Here is a 16573-nt window from a genome sequence, read left to right as displayed (position 1 = left end):
CAGCCGGGCATTACCGTGGGACACGAGAACCTCCGGTTGGGCGTGGGCCTTAGACAAGCCACATCCCACTCGGAGGTTCTCGCTCGTTCAACCAGGCTCGCTGCTACCAACGTCCTGGCCGGGTACACCTAGTCGCAATGGACCGAGTACTCGACCATCGCATCGTCCGCGCCCGCACCGTCCCCTGTCGCCTCGTACTTCAGCACCAAGCATTCCGTCTCGGAGTACTTGCCAGACGGTCCGTCCGGACCTTCGTCGCCAGCGCCAGAGCATGCTGAAACGAGTGCCCACACCAGGAACAGAACAAGTGCCGCCGCGATCAGCGAGCCGGCGAGAGTCCCGTTCGAAGAGGCAGCGCTGCTGGTCCCCGAGCGGGGTCCGGGCGAAGAGGACGTCGCATGGAACTGGACGTGCCGGTCGGACGCTTCCTTGGCGACATCTGCCGGTGGCGGACCGCCCGGATAGGAGCGGAAAGTGGTTCTCCAGCCACACGAGCAGCGAGAGAGGACGGCGCCATCATGCTGATGCTCGAACGCATAGACGTGTTCTTCCGCGCTTGCGGTCGCTTTCGGAGGCGTCGGCGAGCTCGGCATCCGTTGTGCGTCCCGGTGCCCCCTCACGTGGCCTTCACCAGATGCCCAAGCCACGTCCCGAGGCGACGCACCGCCGGACGATCGGCACTTGTCCACCCAACCGCATGTACAGCGAACTGTCGCGACCTGGCCCTTCGGGCTCAGGGTGATGTCGTAGACATGCGCTTCCCCCATGTCCGGCATGGTAGGTCGCTCCGCAGTCACTGTCGGGCGACCTTGATGAGACGTTGCAGGGCGAGCTCGGAGTGACTTCGTCCGGCTCGGGGCAAGACGCCATCGCCGGGCACTGGTGGCTGAAGCGGAGCTGACGACCTTCTCGGCGCTGACCACCCGCGCGGCCCCTCGGCGCGGCCTCGCTCAGCGGGTCAGCTCCGGCCACTCCCCCCGGCGCCCGAGTCCCCGGTCGATGCCCAGCAGCAGGCCGGTCAGCGCGGCGTCGCGGTTGGCTGCGCCCATGCCGCGCAGCGGTCCCTCCACGTTGAGCACCGAGAAGCCGTGCACGGCGGCCCAGCAGGTGACGTCCGCGCCGACCCGGTCGCCGGCGTCGAGGTAGCCCACCGCCACCAGCTCGTCGAGGGCGGCGTTGAGCAGGCCGTAGGGGTCCTCGCCGTCCGGGTCCGTGCCGTCGGGCGGCTCGGGATAGGCCGTGAACAGCAGCCGGAACAAGCCCGCCTCGGCCAGCGCGAAGTCGACGTAGCCGACGCCGATCTGCTGCAGCCGCCGGCGGGCCCGGGTCACCGGGTCCTGCTCGTCGACCGTGGCCAGCCGCTCGCGCACGCAGGCGACGAGGGCCTCCATCGCCCGCTCGGCGACGGCGTCCACCAGGGCCTCGCGGTCCGCGAAGTGCCGGTACGCCGCGGCGTGCGAGACCCCGACCCGGCGGGCCAGCTCGCGCAGCGAGAGCGCCTCGGGGCCGCCCTCGCGGACCACCTCGACCGCGGCCTCCACGAGGGCCTCGCGCAGGTTGCCGTGGTGGTAGGGCGTCGTGGTCACGGCACCAGACTAGACGATGTTGACAGCGGTAACTTCTCGGTGCACCCTGATGTTACCGCCGTCAACATCCCATCCGGAGTCGTCATGAACCGCAGAGGCGCCCTCCTCGCCACCACGTGTCTGGCCGCGCTGACCATCAACCTGGACACCACGATCGTCAACGTGGCGCTGCCCAGCCTCGCCCGCGAGCTCGACGCCGACACCCGCGACCTGCTGTGGGTCGTCGACGGCTACAACCTCGCCTTCGCCGCCCTCGTGCTCGCGATGGGCAGCCTCAGCGACCGCTTCGGCCGCCGCCCGGCGCTCGTCCTCGGCCTCGCCGGGTTCTCCGCGGCCAGCGGCGTCGCCGCGCTGGTCGACAGCGTGGAGGCGCTCATCGCGCTGCGGGTGGTGATGGGCGTCAGCGCCGCGCTGATCTTCCCCACCACCCTGTCGATCATCGCCAACGCCTACACCGGGCGTCGCGAGCGCGCCACCGCGCTCGGCATCTGGGGGGCCGCCGTCGGGACCGGCGTGGCCCTCGGCCCGGTGTCCGGTGGCCTCCTGCTCGAGTACTTCTCCTGGCACAGCGTGTTCTGGGCGCTGGTCCCGGTCGGCGTGATCGCGATCGCCATGACGCTGGCCTTCGTGCCCGAGTCGCGCGACCCGGGCGTACCTCCCCTCGACCTCCCCGGCCTCGTCGTGTCCGTCGCGGCCCTCGGCACCCTGACCTGGACCATCATCGAGGCCCCCGAGCACGGCTGGGCGTCCGCGACGACGACCACCGGCTTCGTCGCCGCCGCCGTCCTGGCGCTGGCCTTCGTCGCGATCGAGCGGGCCGCGGAGCACCCCATGCTCGACGTGACGCTGTTCCTCGACCGCCGGTTCAGCGCCGCGGCCGCGTCGGTGACCATCGCGTTCTTCGCGCTCTTCGGCTTCATCTTCCTCATCACGCAGTTCTTCCAGTTCCTGCGCGACTACTCCGCCCTCGGCACCGGCGTACGCATCCTGCCCGTCGCCGCGTCCATCGCCGTCGCCTCGATCGCGGGTGGCCAGCTCGCCCCGCGCCTGGGCACCAAGGCGGTGGTGGGCACCGGGATGCTGATGCTCGGCTCGTCCTTCATCGGCGTGTCGATGATCGGCGTGGACGTCGACTACGCGACGACCGTGGTGCCGCTGATGGTGCTGATGGGCCTCGGCCTGGGCCTCATCACGACGCCGGCCACGGAGTCGATCATGCACGTGCTGCCGCCGGCACGCGCCGGCGTGGGGTCGGCGGTCAACGACGCCACCCGCGAGCTCGGCGGTACCCTGGGCGTCGCCGTGGTCGGCTCGCTCTTCTCCTCGCTGTACGGCGCGCGGCTGGCGGACGAGCTCGAGGGACGCCTGGACCCCGCGACGCTCGAGGCGGCCCGTGACTCGGTCGGCTACGCCGACGCCCTGGCCGCGCAGGTCCCCGGGGTCACGAGCGCGCTGGAGGTGGCGTTCATGGAGGGCCTCTCCCGCGGCAGCCTCGTGGTGGGCCTGCTGTGCCTGGTCGGCTCGGCCGTCGCGTGGGTGGTCCTTCCGGCCAACCGGTACGACCCGCTCGCGGAGGGCGAGCTGGTCGAGGTCGGCTGAGTCACCCGGCTCCGAGGGCCGGCGACTCGTGGCTGGTGAACCAGCCGGACGGACCGAGCTCTGATCCCATCCGCGGCACGTACTGGTCGAAGTAGATGCGGGAGATCAGCTCGCGGCGACTGCGGACGTCCGCCTTGTCGAAGACCGACTTGAGGTGGTCCTGGACGGTGTAGGTCGAGACGTGCATCGTCTCGGCGATGGCCTTGGTGTCCACCCCCTGCAGCACCAGCTGCGTCACGTCCCGCTCGCGCGGGGTCAGGTCGAACGCGGCCACGACGAGCGGGACGATCTCGGGTGGCCTGGCCTCCTCGATGGTGATCACCACGTCGCCGTCGTGCTCCCCCAGTGCCGTCAGGGGCGAGGCGTGCAGCACCAGCCACATCCCGCTCGCGCCGCGGACGCGACTGCGCGGCGGGACGCTGCTCTCGCCGCGGGCGAAGCGGCGGGCCGCACCGACGAGGGCGGCGATGACCGCGGCGGGCGCCCCGCTGTTCTGCCCGGCCAGCAGGTCGGCCAGGCGCTCGTCGGCACCGAGGCTGGTCTGCCGGATGGAGTCGTCACCGCCCACGATGAGCACGGCCGGGCCGGAGGCCGACGTCGGCGCGGTCGAGCCGGCCAGGGCGGCCAGCATCCCCGACCGCAGGCCCAGCGCGAGGTGGTGCGCCAGCGTGGCCATGAAGTCGATCTCGTCCTCGCCGAAGTGCGGCACCCCGGGCTCGCGGAACAGGGCGAGGCCGCCCCACACCCGGTCGCCCTCGCGGCAGACCGCGCGCATCTCGTCCGCGTAGCCGAAACGGGGCTCGATGAAGCGCGACAGCCGCGGCGACGCCTCCAGGTTGCCGGCGGTCGAGAGGTGCACGCCGGCGGCGGCGACCCGGCTCTCGGCCATCGACATGAAGGCGGTCGGTTCGCTCTCGCCGTACTCGACCAGCCCGAACTCGTGGTCGTGGTCGTTGCGCCCGAGGAGGTCGCCGTACTTCCGCGCTCCCGTCAGCAGCCTGGTGCTCGGGTCGACCGTCGCCAGGCAGGCGCTGGTGAAGGGGACCGCCCTGCTGATCGAGGCGATGGACTCCTCGAGGAAGGTGTCGATCTCGAGCCCGGCGCGCGCGACGACCTCGACGTCCCGTCGGACGCGCTCGGCTGTCAGCCCCGTCATCACGCCGCCCAGTGTCCGTGAGACCGCGCCCGGGTGGCATCCCAGATATCTGGGCTGTCTGGACCACCCAGCGCGTACGGGCACGAAGAACCGGTGCGGTTGGGATGGTCCGCGGGCCGCCGCCGCGGCGACCGTTGACCCATGACCATCGCAACCCCATCGCTCCTGCCGATAGCCCCTCAAGGACCGTTGGACGCCCACGGGCGCCTCGTCCACGAGGACGACGACGCCGCCCAGCTGGCCCTGGCGCTCGCCCGGGTCGAGGAGCAGCTCTCCCTGGCCCGCCTGCGTCCCGACGACCTCGTCGAGCTGCGCGTCCGCACCACCGACCTGGCTCGCCTGATGGACGTGTACGACGTGCTCACCGACCGCCTCGGCGCGACCACGGCGGCTCCCGTGGTATCGGTCACCGAGGTCCCGGCGTTGCCGGTCCCCGGCATGACCGTCGCCCTCGACGCCGTGGCCGCCGACCGCGCCCGCCGCCTCCTCGTCGTGGTCGCCCACCCGGACGACGAGGCCTTCGGCTGCGGCTCGCTCCTCGCCCACGCCAGCGCCCACGGAGTCGCGAGCACCGTCGTCTGTGCCACGCGCGGCGAGCTCGGCGAGCCCTCCCCCGCCAGCGGACTGAGCCGTCATGAGCTGCCGGCCGCCCGCGAGGCCGAGCTGCGCGAGGCCTGCCGCCTGCTCGGCGTCGAGCGCGTCGAGCTGCTGGACTACGTCGACTCCGGCGTCGACGGGGAGCCCGCTCCCGGGTCCCTCGCAGCCGCCGACCCGCACGAGCTGAGCCGCCGCGTCGCGCGCCTCGTCGACGACGTCCGTCCCGACGTCGTGGTGACGCTCGACGCGAGCGACGGCCACCGCGACCACGCAGCCATGCGCGACGCCACCCTCGCCGCGCTGGACCTGGCGGCCCACCGACCGGGAAGCACCTACCTGTTCTGCCTCGCGCGGTCGCTGATGACCGAGTTCACCGGCGTCGACTCCCTCGGCACCCCGGACGCGGAGCTCACGACCGTCGTCGACGTCGCCGACCTGCTCGACCTGCGGTGGCGTGCCATCCGCGCCCACTCCTCGCAGGTGCCGCCCTTCGACGCGATGGACGAGGACCTGCGGCACGGCTTCCTCGCCGTCGACCGCCTCCGGCGCGTCGACCCGCCGTGGCCCGGCGGCCCCACCGAGACCAGCTGGCTCGCCCCGAGCCGGACCCGGACCCAGCACCAGCCCCACCACCAGAACGCATCACCCGAGAAGAAGGAACTGTCATGACCCTCGAGATCACTCTCGACACCCGCACCACCCGAGCCGCGGAGTCCCTCCGTGGCCTCTGCACCGGGGGCGTCCACCTCCCGGGCGACGCCGGCTACGACGCCGCCCGCACGCCGTGGAACGTCTCCGTCGACCAGCGGCCCGCAGCGGTCGCCGTGCCCCACTCCGCAGCGGAGGTCGCCGCCGTCGTACGCGCGGCCGTCGCGGCCGGGCTGCGGGTCGCCCCCCAGAGCACCGGGCACAACGCCGCCCCGCTCGCCGCGGCCGGGCTCGACGACGTCGTGCTCGTCAGGCTCTCCGAGATGACCGGCGTCCGGATCGACCCGGAGAGCCGGCAGGCGCGCGTCGTCGGCGGCACGCTGTGGCGCGACGTGGTCGCCGCTGCGGCCGAGCACGGCCTCGCGGCGCTGCACGGCAGCTCGCACGACGTGGCGGTGGCCGGCTACACCCTCGGTGGCGGCCTGTCCTGGTACGCCCGGCAGCACGGGCTGGCGGCGGGCATGCTGACGGCCGTCGAGCTGGTCACCGCGGACGGCGAGCTGGTCCGTGCCGACGCCGACCACCACCCGGACCTCTTCTGGGCGCTGCGCGGCGGCGGGGGCAACCTCGGCGTGGTCACCGCCCTCGAGTTCGGGCTGCTGCCCGTCACCGACGTCTACGGGGGCATGCTGCTCTGGGACCGCGAGCACGCACCCGAGGTGCTCGCGACCTGGGCCCGGTGGACGCGCGACCTCCCTGACTCGGTCAGCACCTCGATCCGCGTGATGAGCTTCCCGCCCCTGCCCGAGCTGCCCCCGTTCCTGAGCGGGCGCCAGCTCGTCGTGGTGGACGGCGCGGTGCTCGAGTCGGACGAGCGGGCGGTCGAGATCCTGGCCCCGCTGCGCGCGCTCTCGCCCGAGATGGACACGTTCGCCCGGATGCCGGCCGCGGGTCTGGTCGACATCCACATGGACCCGCCCGGCCCGACGCCGGCCGTCTCGGACCACGCGATGGTCGCGTCCCTCACCGATGAGGCGGTGTCCGCCCTCCTGTCGGAGGTCGGCCCCGGCTCCTCGACGTCGTTGCTCTTCGCCGAGCTGCGGCACCTGGGCGGTGCCCTCGGGAGGCCCCGCCCGGACTCCGCGCTGTCACACCTGGCGGGCGACTACGCCCTGTTCTGCGTGGCGGTCGCTGCCACGCCGGAGATGGCCGCCCAGGGGCTCGCGGACGCGGAGGCGGTGACGGCGGCGATGCGTCCGTGGTCGAACGAGGCCCGCTTCCTGAACTTCAGCGAGGGACCGGTCGACACCAGCACGGCGTACGACACCGCGTCCTGGCAGCGGCTCCAGCAGGTGCGTGCCGCAGTGGACCCGGCGGGCGTCTTCGCGGCCAACCACCCGGTGCGCTGAGGCCGGCTGACCGGTCTGCTGCCGGTCAGCTGCCGGTCTCGAGCCGGAAGCCGACGCCGCGGATGGCCACGACCTTCTCACCGGCCTCCGCGGCCTCGAGCTTGCTGCGCAGGCGACCGATCGTGACGTCGAGGGTCTTGGTCGAGCCGTACCAGTTCTGGTCCCAGACCTGGTTCATCAGGGTCTCGCGCGGCACGACCTTGTCGTGGTTGGAGGCGAGGACCGCGAGGACGTCGAACTCCTTGGCGGTCAGCGCGATCTCGCGCTCGCCGAGGTGGACGCGGCGCGAGCCGGCGTCGATCTTGAGGCCCGAGGACGTGGTGACGGTGGTGTCGTCGGGCGCGGGGGCGTTGCCGCTGCGGCGCAGCAGCGCGCGCACCCGCGCCAGCAGCTCGGCGAGGCCGAACGGCTTGGCGAGGTAGTCGTCGGCGCCGACGTCGAGACCGACCACCCGGTCGAGCTCGCCGGCGCGCGCGGTGACCATGATGATCCCGCCCAGGTATCCCCCGGACCGCATCTGGCGGCACGCGTCGATGCCGTCCATGTCGGGCAGGCCGAGGTCGAGGATGACCACCGCGGGCCCCTCGTCGACGACGAACGACACGGCCTCTGCCCCACCCGAGACGCGGGTGACCTCGTAGCCCTCCCGCTCCAAGGTGCGCATGAGGGGTACGGCGATGTCTTCCTCGTCCTCAACCACCAGCACGTCGTGCACCATGGCGTCGAGCATAGAGGGAGGGTCAGCGGTTGGTGAGGCGAATGCCCGTGTCGCCCGCGGGCGTGATGCTCGTCTGGGCCGGCGAGGCGGGGGTGTCCTCGCCCGGCCCGAGAAGGACGCCGCCGGCAGCGAGGATCACCGCGATCGGGATCAGCAGGATGCGGGACATGGGTAGAGCATCTGGTCACCACACCCACATCAGCCCCTCGTGACGGTCACAGCCGGTAAAGGATTCAACCGTCTCGGACACGAGACCTCCTCGGTCCTCGAGGAACCTCCGTCACGCCTCGAAGACGTCGCCCAGCTCGGCCACCCGCTCGAGCACCTGCTCCATGGTGAGCTGCTCCAGCGCCAGCTCGTCCTCGGCGCCCTCCTCCACCTCGTCCCACGTCAGGGGGGCGGCAACGGTGGGGCGCTCGCGCCCGCGCAGCGAGTACGGCGAGATCGTGGTCTTGGAGCCGGAGTTCTGCGACCAGTCGAGGAACACCTTCCCCGGCCGCTTGGCCTTCGTCATCGTCGCCGTGACGAGGTCGGGGTGCTCCTTCTGGAGCGTCTCGGCGACCTCCCTGGCCAGCGCGGTCGTGCCCTCGCTGTCGAGGCTCTTCGGGCCGGTGTCGGGCACCGGGGCGTACAGGTGCAGCCCCTTGCTGCCGCTCGTCACCGGCGAGCACGTCAGGTCGCGCGCGGCGAGCGCGTCGCGTACGAGCAGCGCCACCCGCGCGCACTCGTGCAGGCCCGCCGGCTCGCCGGGGTCGAGGTCGATGACGATGCGGTTCGGGTTGCGCGGCACGCCCTTCGCGTCGACGGTCCACTGGTGGACGTGCAGCTCGAGGGCGGCGAGGTTGGCCAGCCACGTCAGGGTCGCCAGGTCGTCGCAGATCGGGAACCGGAGCGTGCCGTCGCCCTTGCCCGTGCGCGAACCGGTGGTGGAGACCTCGACCGTACGCACCCAGGACGGGGTGCCGGCCGGGGCGTTCTTCTCGAAGAAGCTCGACCCCTCGACTCCGTGCGGCCAGCGGATGCGGGTCACGGCGCGGTCCTTCAGGTGCGGGAGCAGGACCGGCGAGACCTGGGCGTAGTAGTTGAGCACCTCGCCCTTCGTGGTGCCGGTGCGCGGGTAGAGGACCTTGTCGAGGTTGCTGATCGTCAGGGTGCGGCCCTCGACGTCGACCTGCACCTCCTTGGCGGCGGCAGGCGTCACGTGAGGTCCTCCGGGGACAGGTCGTCGCGCACGCCCTGGAAGGACGGCTGGCGCAGGCGCTCGTAGCCGAGGCCGTGGGTGTCGATGTCGACGACGACGCGGGGCTCGACCCAGAACGTGCCGGCGGCGTCCACGCGCGGCACCTCGTCGGCAAAGGGCGACGCGTCCGTCGCGAGCGGGGCGAGCAGGGCGGCGAGCCGGGCGCTGGTGGCGCCGGCGATGCCGCTGCCGACCCGGCCGCGGTAGAGCAGGCCGTCCGGGGTGGGCTCGCCGACGAGCAGCGCGGCCAGCCGGTCGGGCGTACCGACCTGGGGGCGCCAGCCGCCGACGACGAACGAGCCGCGGTGCCGGTGGGCGAGCTTGCGCCAGTCCTCGCTGCGCCGGTCGAACCTGTAGCGCGACGTACGCCGCTTGCTCACCACGCCCTCGAGTCCCTGCTGGAGCGTGGCCTCGAAAAGCATGTCGCCGTCGTCGTAGGCCGCCGGGACCTGCCACCTCGACTCGGCGAGCGGGAGCTCCTCGAGGAGTGCGCGCCGCTCCTCGAGCGGCCGGTCGGTCAGGTCAACCCCGTCGAGGCGGAGCAGGTCGAAGACCATGAGCGTGGCCGGGACGGACTTCACCAGCCTGGCGACCTCCCTGGCGTTGCGCACGTGCATGCGGTGCTGGAGGACGCGGAAGTCGGGGACGCCGCGGTCGTTGAGCGCGATCACCTCGCCGTCGACGAGCAGGTCGCGGTCGCCGAGCGGCGGGTCGCTCAGGTCGGGCCAGGCGGGCGTGACGTCGTTGTCGTTGCGGCTCGTCATCCGTACGACGCCGTCGCGGACGTCGACGAGGACGCGTACGCCGTCCCACTTCACCTCGTGCAGCCACTGCGCGCCGGCGGGCACGCGGTCGGTCTTGGTGGCGAGCATCGGACGCACGCGGCCAGTCTGGCACCCACCGCCCGCGCCCCGGTCATCCCTTTGCAGGAGACGATCGTCCGACGTGACGGCTATCGTCGGAGCATGCGTGCGATCTGGAAGGGTGCGGTCTCCTTCGGCCTGGTCAGTGTCCCGGTGAAGCTCTACGCCGCCACCGAGAGCCACGACGTGTCCTTCCGGCAGGTGCACGCCAAGGACGGCGGCCGGATCAAGTACCAGCGCGTCTGCTCCCTCGACGGCGAGGAGGTGGCCTACGCCGACATCGCCAAGGGCTACGAGACCGAGGACGGCGAGATGGTCATCCTCACCGACGACGACATGGCAGAGCTGCCGTCGACGTCGTCGCGCGAGATCGCGGTGGAGAAGTTCGTGCCGCGCGAGCAGATCGACCCGTTGCTCTTCGAGAAGTCCTACTACCTCGAGCCCGAGGGCGCCGGCGCCAAGCCGTACGCCCTCCTCCGCCAGGCCCTCAAGGACGCCGACCGGATGGCGGTGGTGACCGTCGCGCTGCGCCAGCGCACCACGATCGCCGTGCTGCGCGTGCGCGAGACCGAGGCCGGCGAGGTCATCGTCCTCCAGACGATGATGTGGCCCGACGAGGTGCGCACCCCCGACTTCAAGGTCGAGGTCGACGACGCCAAGCCGCAGGAGGTCAAGATGGCCCACATGCTCGTCGAGACCCTCGCGGGCGACTTCGACGCGAGCGAGTTCGAGGACGACTACGCCGGTGCGGTCGAGGCGCTGGTGAGGTCCAAGATCGAGGGCGGCGAGATCAAGCGCACCGAGACGTCCACCAAGACCTCGGGCGAGGTGGTCGACCTGCTCGCCGCGCTGCAGAAGTCGGTCGCGGCCGCCAAGACCGCGCGCGGCGAGGACGCGGGCGAGTCCGACGACAAGCCCGCGAGGAAGACGGCCGCCAAGAAGGCCCCCGCGAAGAAGTCGGCCGCCAAGAAGGCTCCGGCCAAGAAGGCCGCCGCCAAGAAGACGGCCACCAAGAAGACCGCCGCGAAGAAGCCGGCCAAGAAGGCCAGCTGAGGCTCGCCCGGTCGGCTCGGCCGGCCCTCAGGAGGCGTGGGCCACCGGCGTACGCCCCGTGAGCTCGCGCAGCCGGGCGCCGATCTCGGCAGCCACCGCGACGGCCAGGTCGCGCGCGGACTCGCCGTCGACCTCGGGCACCACGTGCTGCACCACGCCGTCGGCGAGCAGGTCGGTGGCGCGTACGCGCTGGCGCGAGGCCATCTCCCCGGCGTGGGCGACGTCGCCGTGCACGATGAGGCTGGCCCCCTCGGGCGGGAGCGGGGAGAGCCAGGCGTGCTCGGTCGCGATGACCGTCCGCGCCGGCAGGAACGCCAGCGCCCCTCCCCCGCAGCCCTGGCCGAGGATCACCGAGATCGTCGGCACCGTCATGGTGGTCAGCGCCGCGATGCAGCGGGCGATCTCGCCGGCGAGCGCGCGCTCCTCGGCGTCGGGCGAGAGCTCGGCGCCGGGGGTGTCGATGACGCTGACGAGCGGCAGCCCGAGCTCCTGGGCGATCTTCATCCCGCGGCGGGCCTCGCGCAGCGCGCCGGGGCCCATCGCGTGACCCGGCACCTGTCGTGAGCGGTCCTGGCCGATGACGACGCACGGCTGGTCGTCGAGGCGGGTGAGCGCGACGAGGACGGTGGAGTCGCGCTCGCCCTTCTCGGTCCCGCGCAGCTGGAGCGTGCCGGCGGCGCCGTGGGCGAGCAGGTCCCGCACGCCGGCGCGGTCCGTACGCCGGGTGCGCTCGACGCTGTCCCAGGCGGCGTGGTCGCCGAGCGGGCGCTTCGCCCGCATCGGCAGGCGGCCCGCACCGGGCGCGTCCACGAGCACGGCGAGGGCCTGGTCGACCATCTCCGGCAGGTCCTCGGCCGCGACGACACCGTCGATGACGCCGGCCGCGGCGAGGTTCTCCGCGACCTGCACGCCCGGTCGGAACGGGCGGCCGTTGAGCCCCTCGTAGACCTTCGGCCCGAGGAACCCGACGAGGGCGCCGGGCTCGGCGACGGTGACGTGGCCGAGCGAGCCCCACGAGGCGTACACGCCGCCGGTGGTGGGGTGGCGCAGGTGCACGAGGTAGGGCAGCCCGGCGGCACGGTGGTCCATCAACGCGCGGGAGATGTCGACCATCCGCACGAAGGCGGGCGTGCCCTCCTGCATCCGGGTGCCGCCCGACGCGGTGCTGGCCAGCAGCGGCAGGCCCTCCGCGGTGGCGCGGCGCACCGCCGCGGTGATCCGGTCGGCGGCGGCGCGACCGATCGAGCCGGCGAGGAAGCGGAACTCGTTGACCACCACCGCCACCGGTCGGCCGCGGACCTCGCCGCGGCCGGTGAGCACGGACTCGTCGGTGCCGGCCTTCGCGGCCGCCGCCTCGAGGACGGCGCGGTAGTCGGCGTCGGCGTACGACAGGTCGACGGGCTCGTCCCAGGAGGTGAACGTGCCCTCGTCGAGGACCAGGTCGAGCAGCTCGTGGGCGGTCCAGCGCCTGGCCGTCACCTGCTGCGTCCCGGGTGTGCTCACGCTCCACCTCCGCCGATCCAGGCGCGGATCTCGTCGGCGTGCTGGTCGAGCAGCGGCGGGGCGGCGTGGTCGCGCCGCGTGACCTCGGTGCCCTCGCCGTCGAAGAACCGCAGCGGCGGGCCGGGGAGGGTGATCCCGCCCAGCGTCGGGTGGTCCACGTCGACCAGCAGGCCCTGGCTGGCGACCTGGTCCCACTCGTAGACCTCGTCGAGGGTGCGCACCTTGCCGGCCGGGATCCCGATCTCGGCGAGGCGCGCGAGCAGCGGCTCGGCGTCCCAGTCGGCGAAGGCCTGCTCGACGACCTCGATCACCTGCTCGCGCCGACCGACGCGCTCGCCGTTGGTGGCCAGGCCCTCGGCGTCCGGGTCGAGGCCGAAGCCCGCACAGAACTTCTTCCACAGCCCCTCGCTGCCGAGCGCGATCTGCACGGCCCCGTCGCGGCAGTGGAACAGGCCGTAGGGCGCGATCGAGGGGTGGTGGTTGCCCTGGGCGCGGCCGACCTCGCCGGCCACGGTCCACCGGGTGCCCTGGAAGGCGTGCACGCCGACGACCGACGCCAGCAACGACGTACGCACGACCGTCCCCCTGCCGGTGCGCTCGCGCTCGTGCAGCGCCGCGAGCACGCCGTACGCGCCGTACATGCCGGAGAGCAGGTCCGCGATCGGTACGCCGACGCGCTGGGGGTCGTCGGGGCCGGAGCCGGTGAGGGACATCAGGCCGGCCTCGCCCTGCGCGATCTGGTCGTAGCCGGCGCGACCACCCTCGGGACCGTCGTGGCCGAAGCCGGTGATGGAGAGGACGACGAGGCGCGGGTTGCGGCGCATCAGCTCCTCGATGCCCAGGCCGAGGCGCTCGAGGACGCCGGTGCGGAAGTTCTCCACCAGCACGTCGGCACGCTCGACGAGGCCGACCAGCACGTCCTTGTCGGCCTCGTCCTTGAGGTCGAGCGCGATCGACTCCTTGTTGCGGTTGGTGCACAGGAAGTAGGTCGACTGGCGGGCGTCGGGCTCGCCGACGAACGGCGGCCCCCACCCACGGGTGTCGTCGCCGCTGCCGGGCGCCTCGACCTTGATCACCCGGGCGCCGAGGTCACCCAGCATCTGGGTGGCGTGCGGCCCCGCCAGGGCGCGGGTGAGGTCGACGACGAGGAGGTCTTCGAGTGGTCCGGTCATGTCAGTTGCTCCATCCGGGGAGGACGAGGGCTGCCCAGACGAGCAGCGGGCCGACCAGGGTCACGATCACGCCGTAGCCCAGGATCTGCTTGTAGTAGACAGGCTCGCTGATGGAGTCGGGCCTGTTGGCGAGCATCAGCGCGCCGTTGGTGCTGAACGGGCTGACGTCCACGATGGTCGACGACACGGCGAGCGCGGCCACGAAGAGGGCGGCGTTGATGCCTCCGTCGGCGATGAGCGGCACCGCGATCGGGATGATCACCGGCAGCAGGGCGGTGGACGAGGCGAAGGCCGAGACGACGCCGCCGACGTAGCAGAGGACCAGCGCGCCGATCGCGGCCGCACCGAGGCCGGCGGCCCAGTTGCCGACGAACTCCGGCGAGCCGGCCGTGGTGAGGATCGTGGCGTAGGTGCTGACACCCGCGACGAGGAGGACGGTCGGCCAGGCGATCTGCTTGACCGCGTCCTTGTGCTCGTTGGCGTTCAGCATCGCCAGGATGACGGCGGCGGTGATCGCGACGAAACCGATGTTCTTGTCGAAGACCAGCGCGACGAGCGCGACGCCGACGAAGGCCAGCAGGGTGAGCACCTGGTCGCGCCGCACGCCCTGGGCCTGGGTGCCGGTCGGCGCCGACGTGCCGTAGCCGCGGGCGGGGACGGTGGCGCCGCCGCGGTGCAGGTCGTCGTCGAGCGTGTCGGGGTCGTCGGGGTCGATCCGCATCGCCATCAGCTTGCGCCCGCCCAGCACCACGAAGAGGATCGCGGCCATCACGGTGTTGACGACGAGGCTGGCGAGGAAGACGGTGATCTCGCTCGACGGCAGGCCCGCGTCCTCCATCACCGAGTTGGTGATGACGCCGTAGATGCTGATCGGCGAGAAGCCGCCGGCCTGGGCGCCGTGGACGACGAACATGCCCATCATCAGCGGGCTGATGCCGTAGCGGCCGGCGAAGCCGAGGGCGATGGGACCGATGATCGCGCAGGCGGCCGGGCTCACCGCGCCGATGCCGGTGAGCACCGCGGTCACCGCGAACATCACCCACGGGATGAGCGCGACGCGCCCGCCGACCCCGCGCACCGCCGTACGCACGATGAGGTCGACGGTGCCGTTGTTGCGCGCGATCGCGAACAGGTACGTGACACCGATGAGCGTCAGGATGAGGTCGCCGCTGACGCCGGCGAGGATCTCCTTCTCCTCGAGGTCGAGGGCGTACATGCCGACGAACCACGCGGCCACGTAGGCCAGCGCTCCCATGTTGATCGGCAGCAGCGTGCCGATGACGAACAAGGCGACCAACGCGATGATCGCGATCCATTCCGGACCCATAGTCGAAGCCTTCCGAGTCGAGTGCCGCACGCGGGGCCCGGAGGGTGGCCCTCGTCACGTTGCTGGCTCAGTGGCCTAGCCAATAGGACAATGAGCCGATCGTCAATAGGGTGGTGCCATGTCCGACGCGTCCGGCTCGCCGTTCCCGCCCCGGTTGCTCCGCACCCGCCTCTACGAGCAGGTGGCCGGGCAGATCTCCGCCTGGATCGGCGACAACGGGCTCCGCGCCGGCGACAAGCTCCCGCCCGAGCGCGAGCTGGCCCAGCGCCTCGGCGTCAGCCGCGCCACGCTCAGCCAGGCGCTCGTCGCGCTCGAGGTGGTGGGCGTCGTGGAGGTGCGCCACGGTGACGGCACGGTCGTCACCGCGCGCCACCAGACCTCGACCCGCATCGTGGAGGCGATCCGCAACCACGCCGACCGGCTGCCCGAGATCATCGAGACCCGCGACGCGCTCGAGACCAAGATCGCCGCGCTCGCCGCGGTCCGCCGCACCGAGGAGGACCTCGCGAGGATCGACGACGCGCTGGCCTTCATGGAGGCCGACATCGAGGCCGGCGGCCGGGGCGTCGAGGGCGACGAGCGCTTCCACGGCGCCGTCACCGCCGCCTCCCACTCGCTGCTGCTCGCCCGGCTCATGGACGAGATCGGCGACCTGGTCAAGGAGACCCGCCTCGAGTCCCTCGGCCAGCCGGGACGTCCGCAGGACTCGCTGGCCGGCCACCGCGCCATCGCCGAGGCGATCCGCGCCGGCGACCCCCGGGCCGCGTCCGCCGCGATGCACGCCCACGTCGAGATGGTCAGCGACGTCGCCCTGCTGCGAGACGAGGAGTGATCGGGCCGGAGGCCGTCCTGGTGCTGCTGACCGGGCTCGGCGCCGGCGTGCTGTCCTCCACGGTCGGGGTGGCCTCGCTCCTGAGCTTCCCCGTGCTCGTCGCGCTGGGCCTGCCGCCCGTCGTGGCCAACGTGTCCAACACGCTCGGCCTGATCCCCGGCGGCCTCGGCGGCGTCCTCGGCTATCGCGCGGAGGTCCGCGAGGCGGGCCGGATCGCTCGCGCGATCGTGGCGGTGTGCGCCCTGGGCGGGGTGACCGGGGCCGCGCTGCTGCTCGGCCTGCCACCGGGCGTCTTCGAGGCCATCGTCCCGTACCTCATCCTCTTCACCTGCCTGCTCGTCGGGGTCCAGCCGCGCATCGCCCGCTGGCTGCGGGAGCGCCACGAGCAGCGCCACGGCGAGCGGCTCGCCGAGCGGCGGCACATGTCGCCGGCCACGACGGTGTTCGCCACCGTCACGGGCATCTACGGCGGCTACTTCGGGGCCGGCGCCGGCGTCATGATGGTCGCGGTCCTGGGGATCGGCACCGACCTCGAGCTGCGCATCGTCAACGGCCTCAAGACGCTGTCGCTGATGGTCGGCAACATCGTCGCCGGCCTCGTCTTCGTGGTCGTCGCCGACCCGCGCTGGGACGTCGTCGCGCTGCTCGCCGCCGGCTCGCTGGTCGGCGGCTACGTCGGCGCCCGCATCGGTCGCAAGCTCCCCGACGCGGTGTTCCGCTGGGCCGTCGTCGCGGCCGGCGTCGTGGCGGCCGTCCTGCTGTTCTGACCCGCGCCGGACGTCATGGCCGGTGGCCGCGGGGACGACCGGTCGCCATGACGCCAGGCGCGTACGTCATGGGCGGCGGTCGCTCGCGCGACCGGTCGCCATG

At 72.5% G+C, this 16573-nt stretch carries 15 protein-coding genes; 6 read left to right on the top strand and 9 right to left on the bottom strand.

What is annotated here, in order from left to right; genetic code table 11:
- Positions 1–950 precede the first annotated feature (950 nt).
- Positions 951–1586, bottom strand: coding sequence for a TetR/AcrR family transcriptional regulator (locus IEZ24_RS02245; protein WP_129456905.1), 636 nt, complete (start codon positions 1584–1586; stop codon positions 951–953).
- A gap of 84 nt (positions 1587–1670) precedes the next feature.
- Here IEZ24_RS02245 and IEZ24_RS02240 point away from each other — a divergent pair, with 84 nt between their 5' ends.
- Positions 1671–3185, top strand: a complete 1515-nt coding sequence (locus tag IEZ24_RS02240; RefSeq protein WP_129456906.1) for an MFS transporter — start codon at positions 1671–1673, stop codon at positions 3183–3185.
- A gap of 1 nt (position 3186) precedes the next feature.
- Here the strand turns inward: IEZ24_RS02240 and IEZ24_RS02235 are convergent, their stop codons facing one another.
- Entirely contained in the window at positions 3187–4341 is a 1155-nt protein-coding gene (locus tag IEZ24_RS02235; RefSeq protein ID WP_207206935.1) for a LuxR C-terminal-related transcriptional regulator, read from the bottom strand.
- Between the two features lie 141 nt (positions 4342–4482).
- Here IEZ24_RS02235 and IEZ24_RS02230 point away from each other — a divergent pair, with 141 nt between their 5' ends.
- Positions 4483–5607 (top strand): PIG-L deacetylase family protein, encoded by a 1125-nt coding sequence (locus tag IEZ24_RS02230; RefSeq protein ID WP_129456908.1) that lies wholly within the window; start codon positions 4483–4485, stop codon positions 5605–5607.
- Complete coding sequence (locus tag IEZ24_RS02225) at positions 5604–6995, top strand: FAD-binding oxidoreductase (protein ID WP_129456909.1); 1392 nt, start codon at positions 5604–5606, stop codon at positions 6993–6995. Before IEZ24_RS02230 ends, IEZ24_RS02225 begins: the two co-directional genes overlap by 4 nt.
- A gap of 25 nt (positions 6996–7020) precedes the next feature.
- Here the strand turns inward: IEZ24_RS02225 and IEZ24_RS02220 are convergent, their stop codons facing one another.
- The 4 genes from IEZ24_RS02220 to ligD (IEZ24_RS02205) form a co-directional block, all read right to left on the bottom strand.
- The gene (locus IEZ24_RS02220) at positions 7021–7725 is read right to left on the bottom strand and encodes a response regulator transcription factor (RefSeq protein ID WP_224744661.1); all 705 of its coding nucleotides are present in this window, start codon (positions 7723–7725) and stop codon (positions 7021–7023) included.
- A gap of 10 nt (positions 7726–7735) precedes the next feature.
- Positions 7736–7882, bottom strand: a complete 147-nt coding sequence (locus IEZ24_RS02215; RefSeq protein WP_165356206.1) for a hypothetical protein — start codon at positions 7880–7882, stop codon at positions 7736–7738.
- Positions 7883–7993: 111 nt separating this feature from the next.
- Positions 7994–8914: a non-homologous end-joining DNA ligase gene (gene ligD, locus IEZ24_RS02210; RefSeq protein WP_129456910.1), complete on the bottom strand. Its 921-nt coding sequence runs from the start codon at positions 8912–8914 to the stop codon at positions 7994–7996.
- Positions 8911–9825 carry a non-homologous end-joining DNA ligase gene (ligD, locus tag IEZ24_RS02205; RefSeq protein WP_129456938.1) on the bottom strand — a complete coding sequence of 305 codons (915 nt, stop codon included), beginning with the start codon at positions 9823–9825 and terminating at the stop codon, positions 8911–8913. The genes ligD (IEZ24_RS02210) and ligD (IEZ24_RS02205) overlap by 4 nt, the downstream gene beginning before the upstream one ends.
- Positions 9826–9918: 93 nt before the next feature.
- Here ligD (IEZ24_RS02205) and ku point away from each other — a divergent pair, with 93 nt between their 5' ends.
- Complete coding sequence (ku, locus tag IEZ24_RS02200; protein WP_129456911.1) at positions 9919–10869, top strand: non-homologous end joining protein Ku; 951 nt, start codon at positions 9919–9921, stop codon at positions 10867–10869.
- Between the two features lie 27 nt (positions 10870–10896).
- Here the strand turns inward: ku and IEZ24_RS02195 are convergent, their stop codons facing one another.
- From IEZ24_RS02195 to IEZ24_RS02185, 3 genes are read right to left on the bottom strand one after another with little or no spacing between them, the layout of a single operon-like run.
- Positions 10897–12372, bottom strand: a complete 1476-nt coding sequence (locus IEZ24_RS02195; RefSeq protein ID WP_242498609.1) for an acetyl-CoA carboxylase carboxyltransferase subunit alpha/beta — start codon at positions 12370–12372, stop codon at positions 10897–10899.
- On the bottom strand, positions 12369–13544 hold the full coding sequence (locus tag IEZ24_RS02190; RefSeq protein WP_129456912.1) for a CaiB/BaiF CoA transferase family protein: 1176 nt from the start codon (positions 13542–13544) through the stop codon (positions 12369–12371). Before IEZ24_RS02190 ends, IEZ24_RS02195 begins: the two co-directional genes overlap by 4 nt.
- Position 13545: 1 nt before the next feature.
- Complete coding sequence (locus IEZ24_RS02185; RefSeq protein ID WP_129456913.1) at positions 13546–14871, bottom strand: SLC13 family permease; 1326 nt, start codon at positions 14869–14871, stop codon at positions 13546–13548.
- A gap of 118 nt (positions 14872–14989) precedes the next feature.
- Here IEZ24_RS02185 and IEZ24_RS02180 point away from each other — a divergent pair, with 118 nt between their 5' ends.
- Positions 14990–15703, top strand: a complete 714-nt coding sequence (locus IEZ24_RS02180; RefSeq protein WP_129456914.1) for a FadR/GntR family transcriptional regulator — start codon at positions 14990–14992, stop codon at positions 15701–15703.
- Positions 15700–16470: a sulfite exporter TauE/SafE family protein gene (locus IEZ24_RS02175; RefSeq protein WP_129456915.1), complete on the top strand. Its 771-nt coding sequence runs from the start codon at positions 15700–15702 to the stop codon at positions 16468–16470. Before IEZ24_RS02180 ends, IEZ24_RS02175 begins: the two co-directional genes overlap by 4 nt.
- Positions 16471–16573 lie beyond the last annotated feature (103 nt).

It is taken from the genome of Nocardioides ganghwensis, from assembly GCF_014779655.1.
GTDB lineage: Bacteria > Actinomycetota > Actinomycetes > Propionibacteriales > Nocardioidaceae > Nocardioides > Nocardioides ganghwensis.
This window is presented reverse-complemented; position numbering and strand designations above follow the sequence as displayed.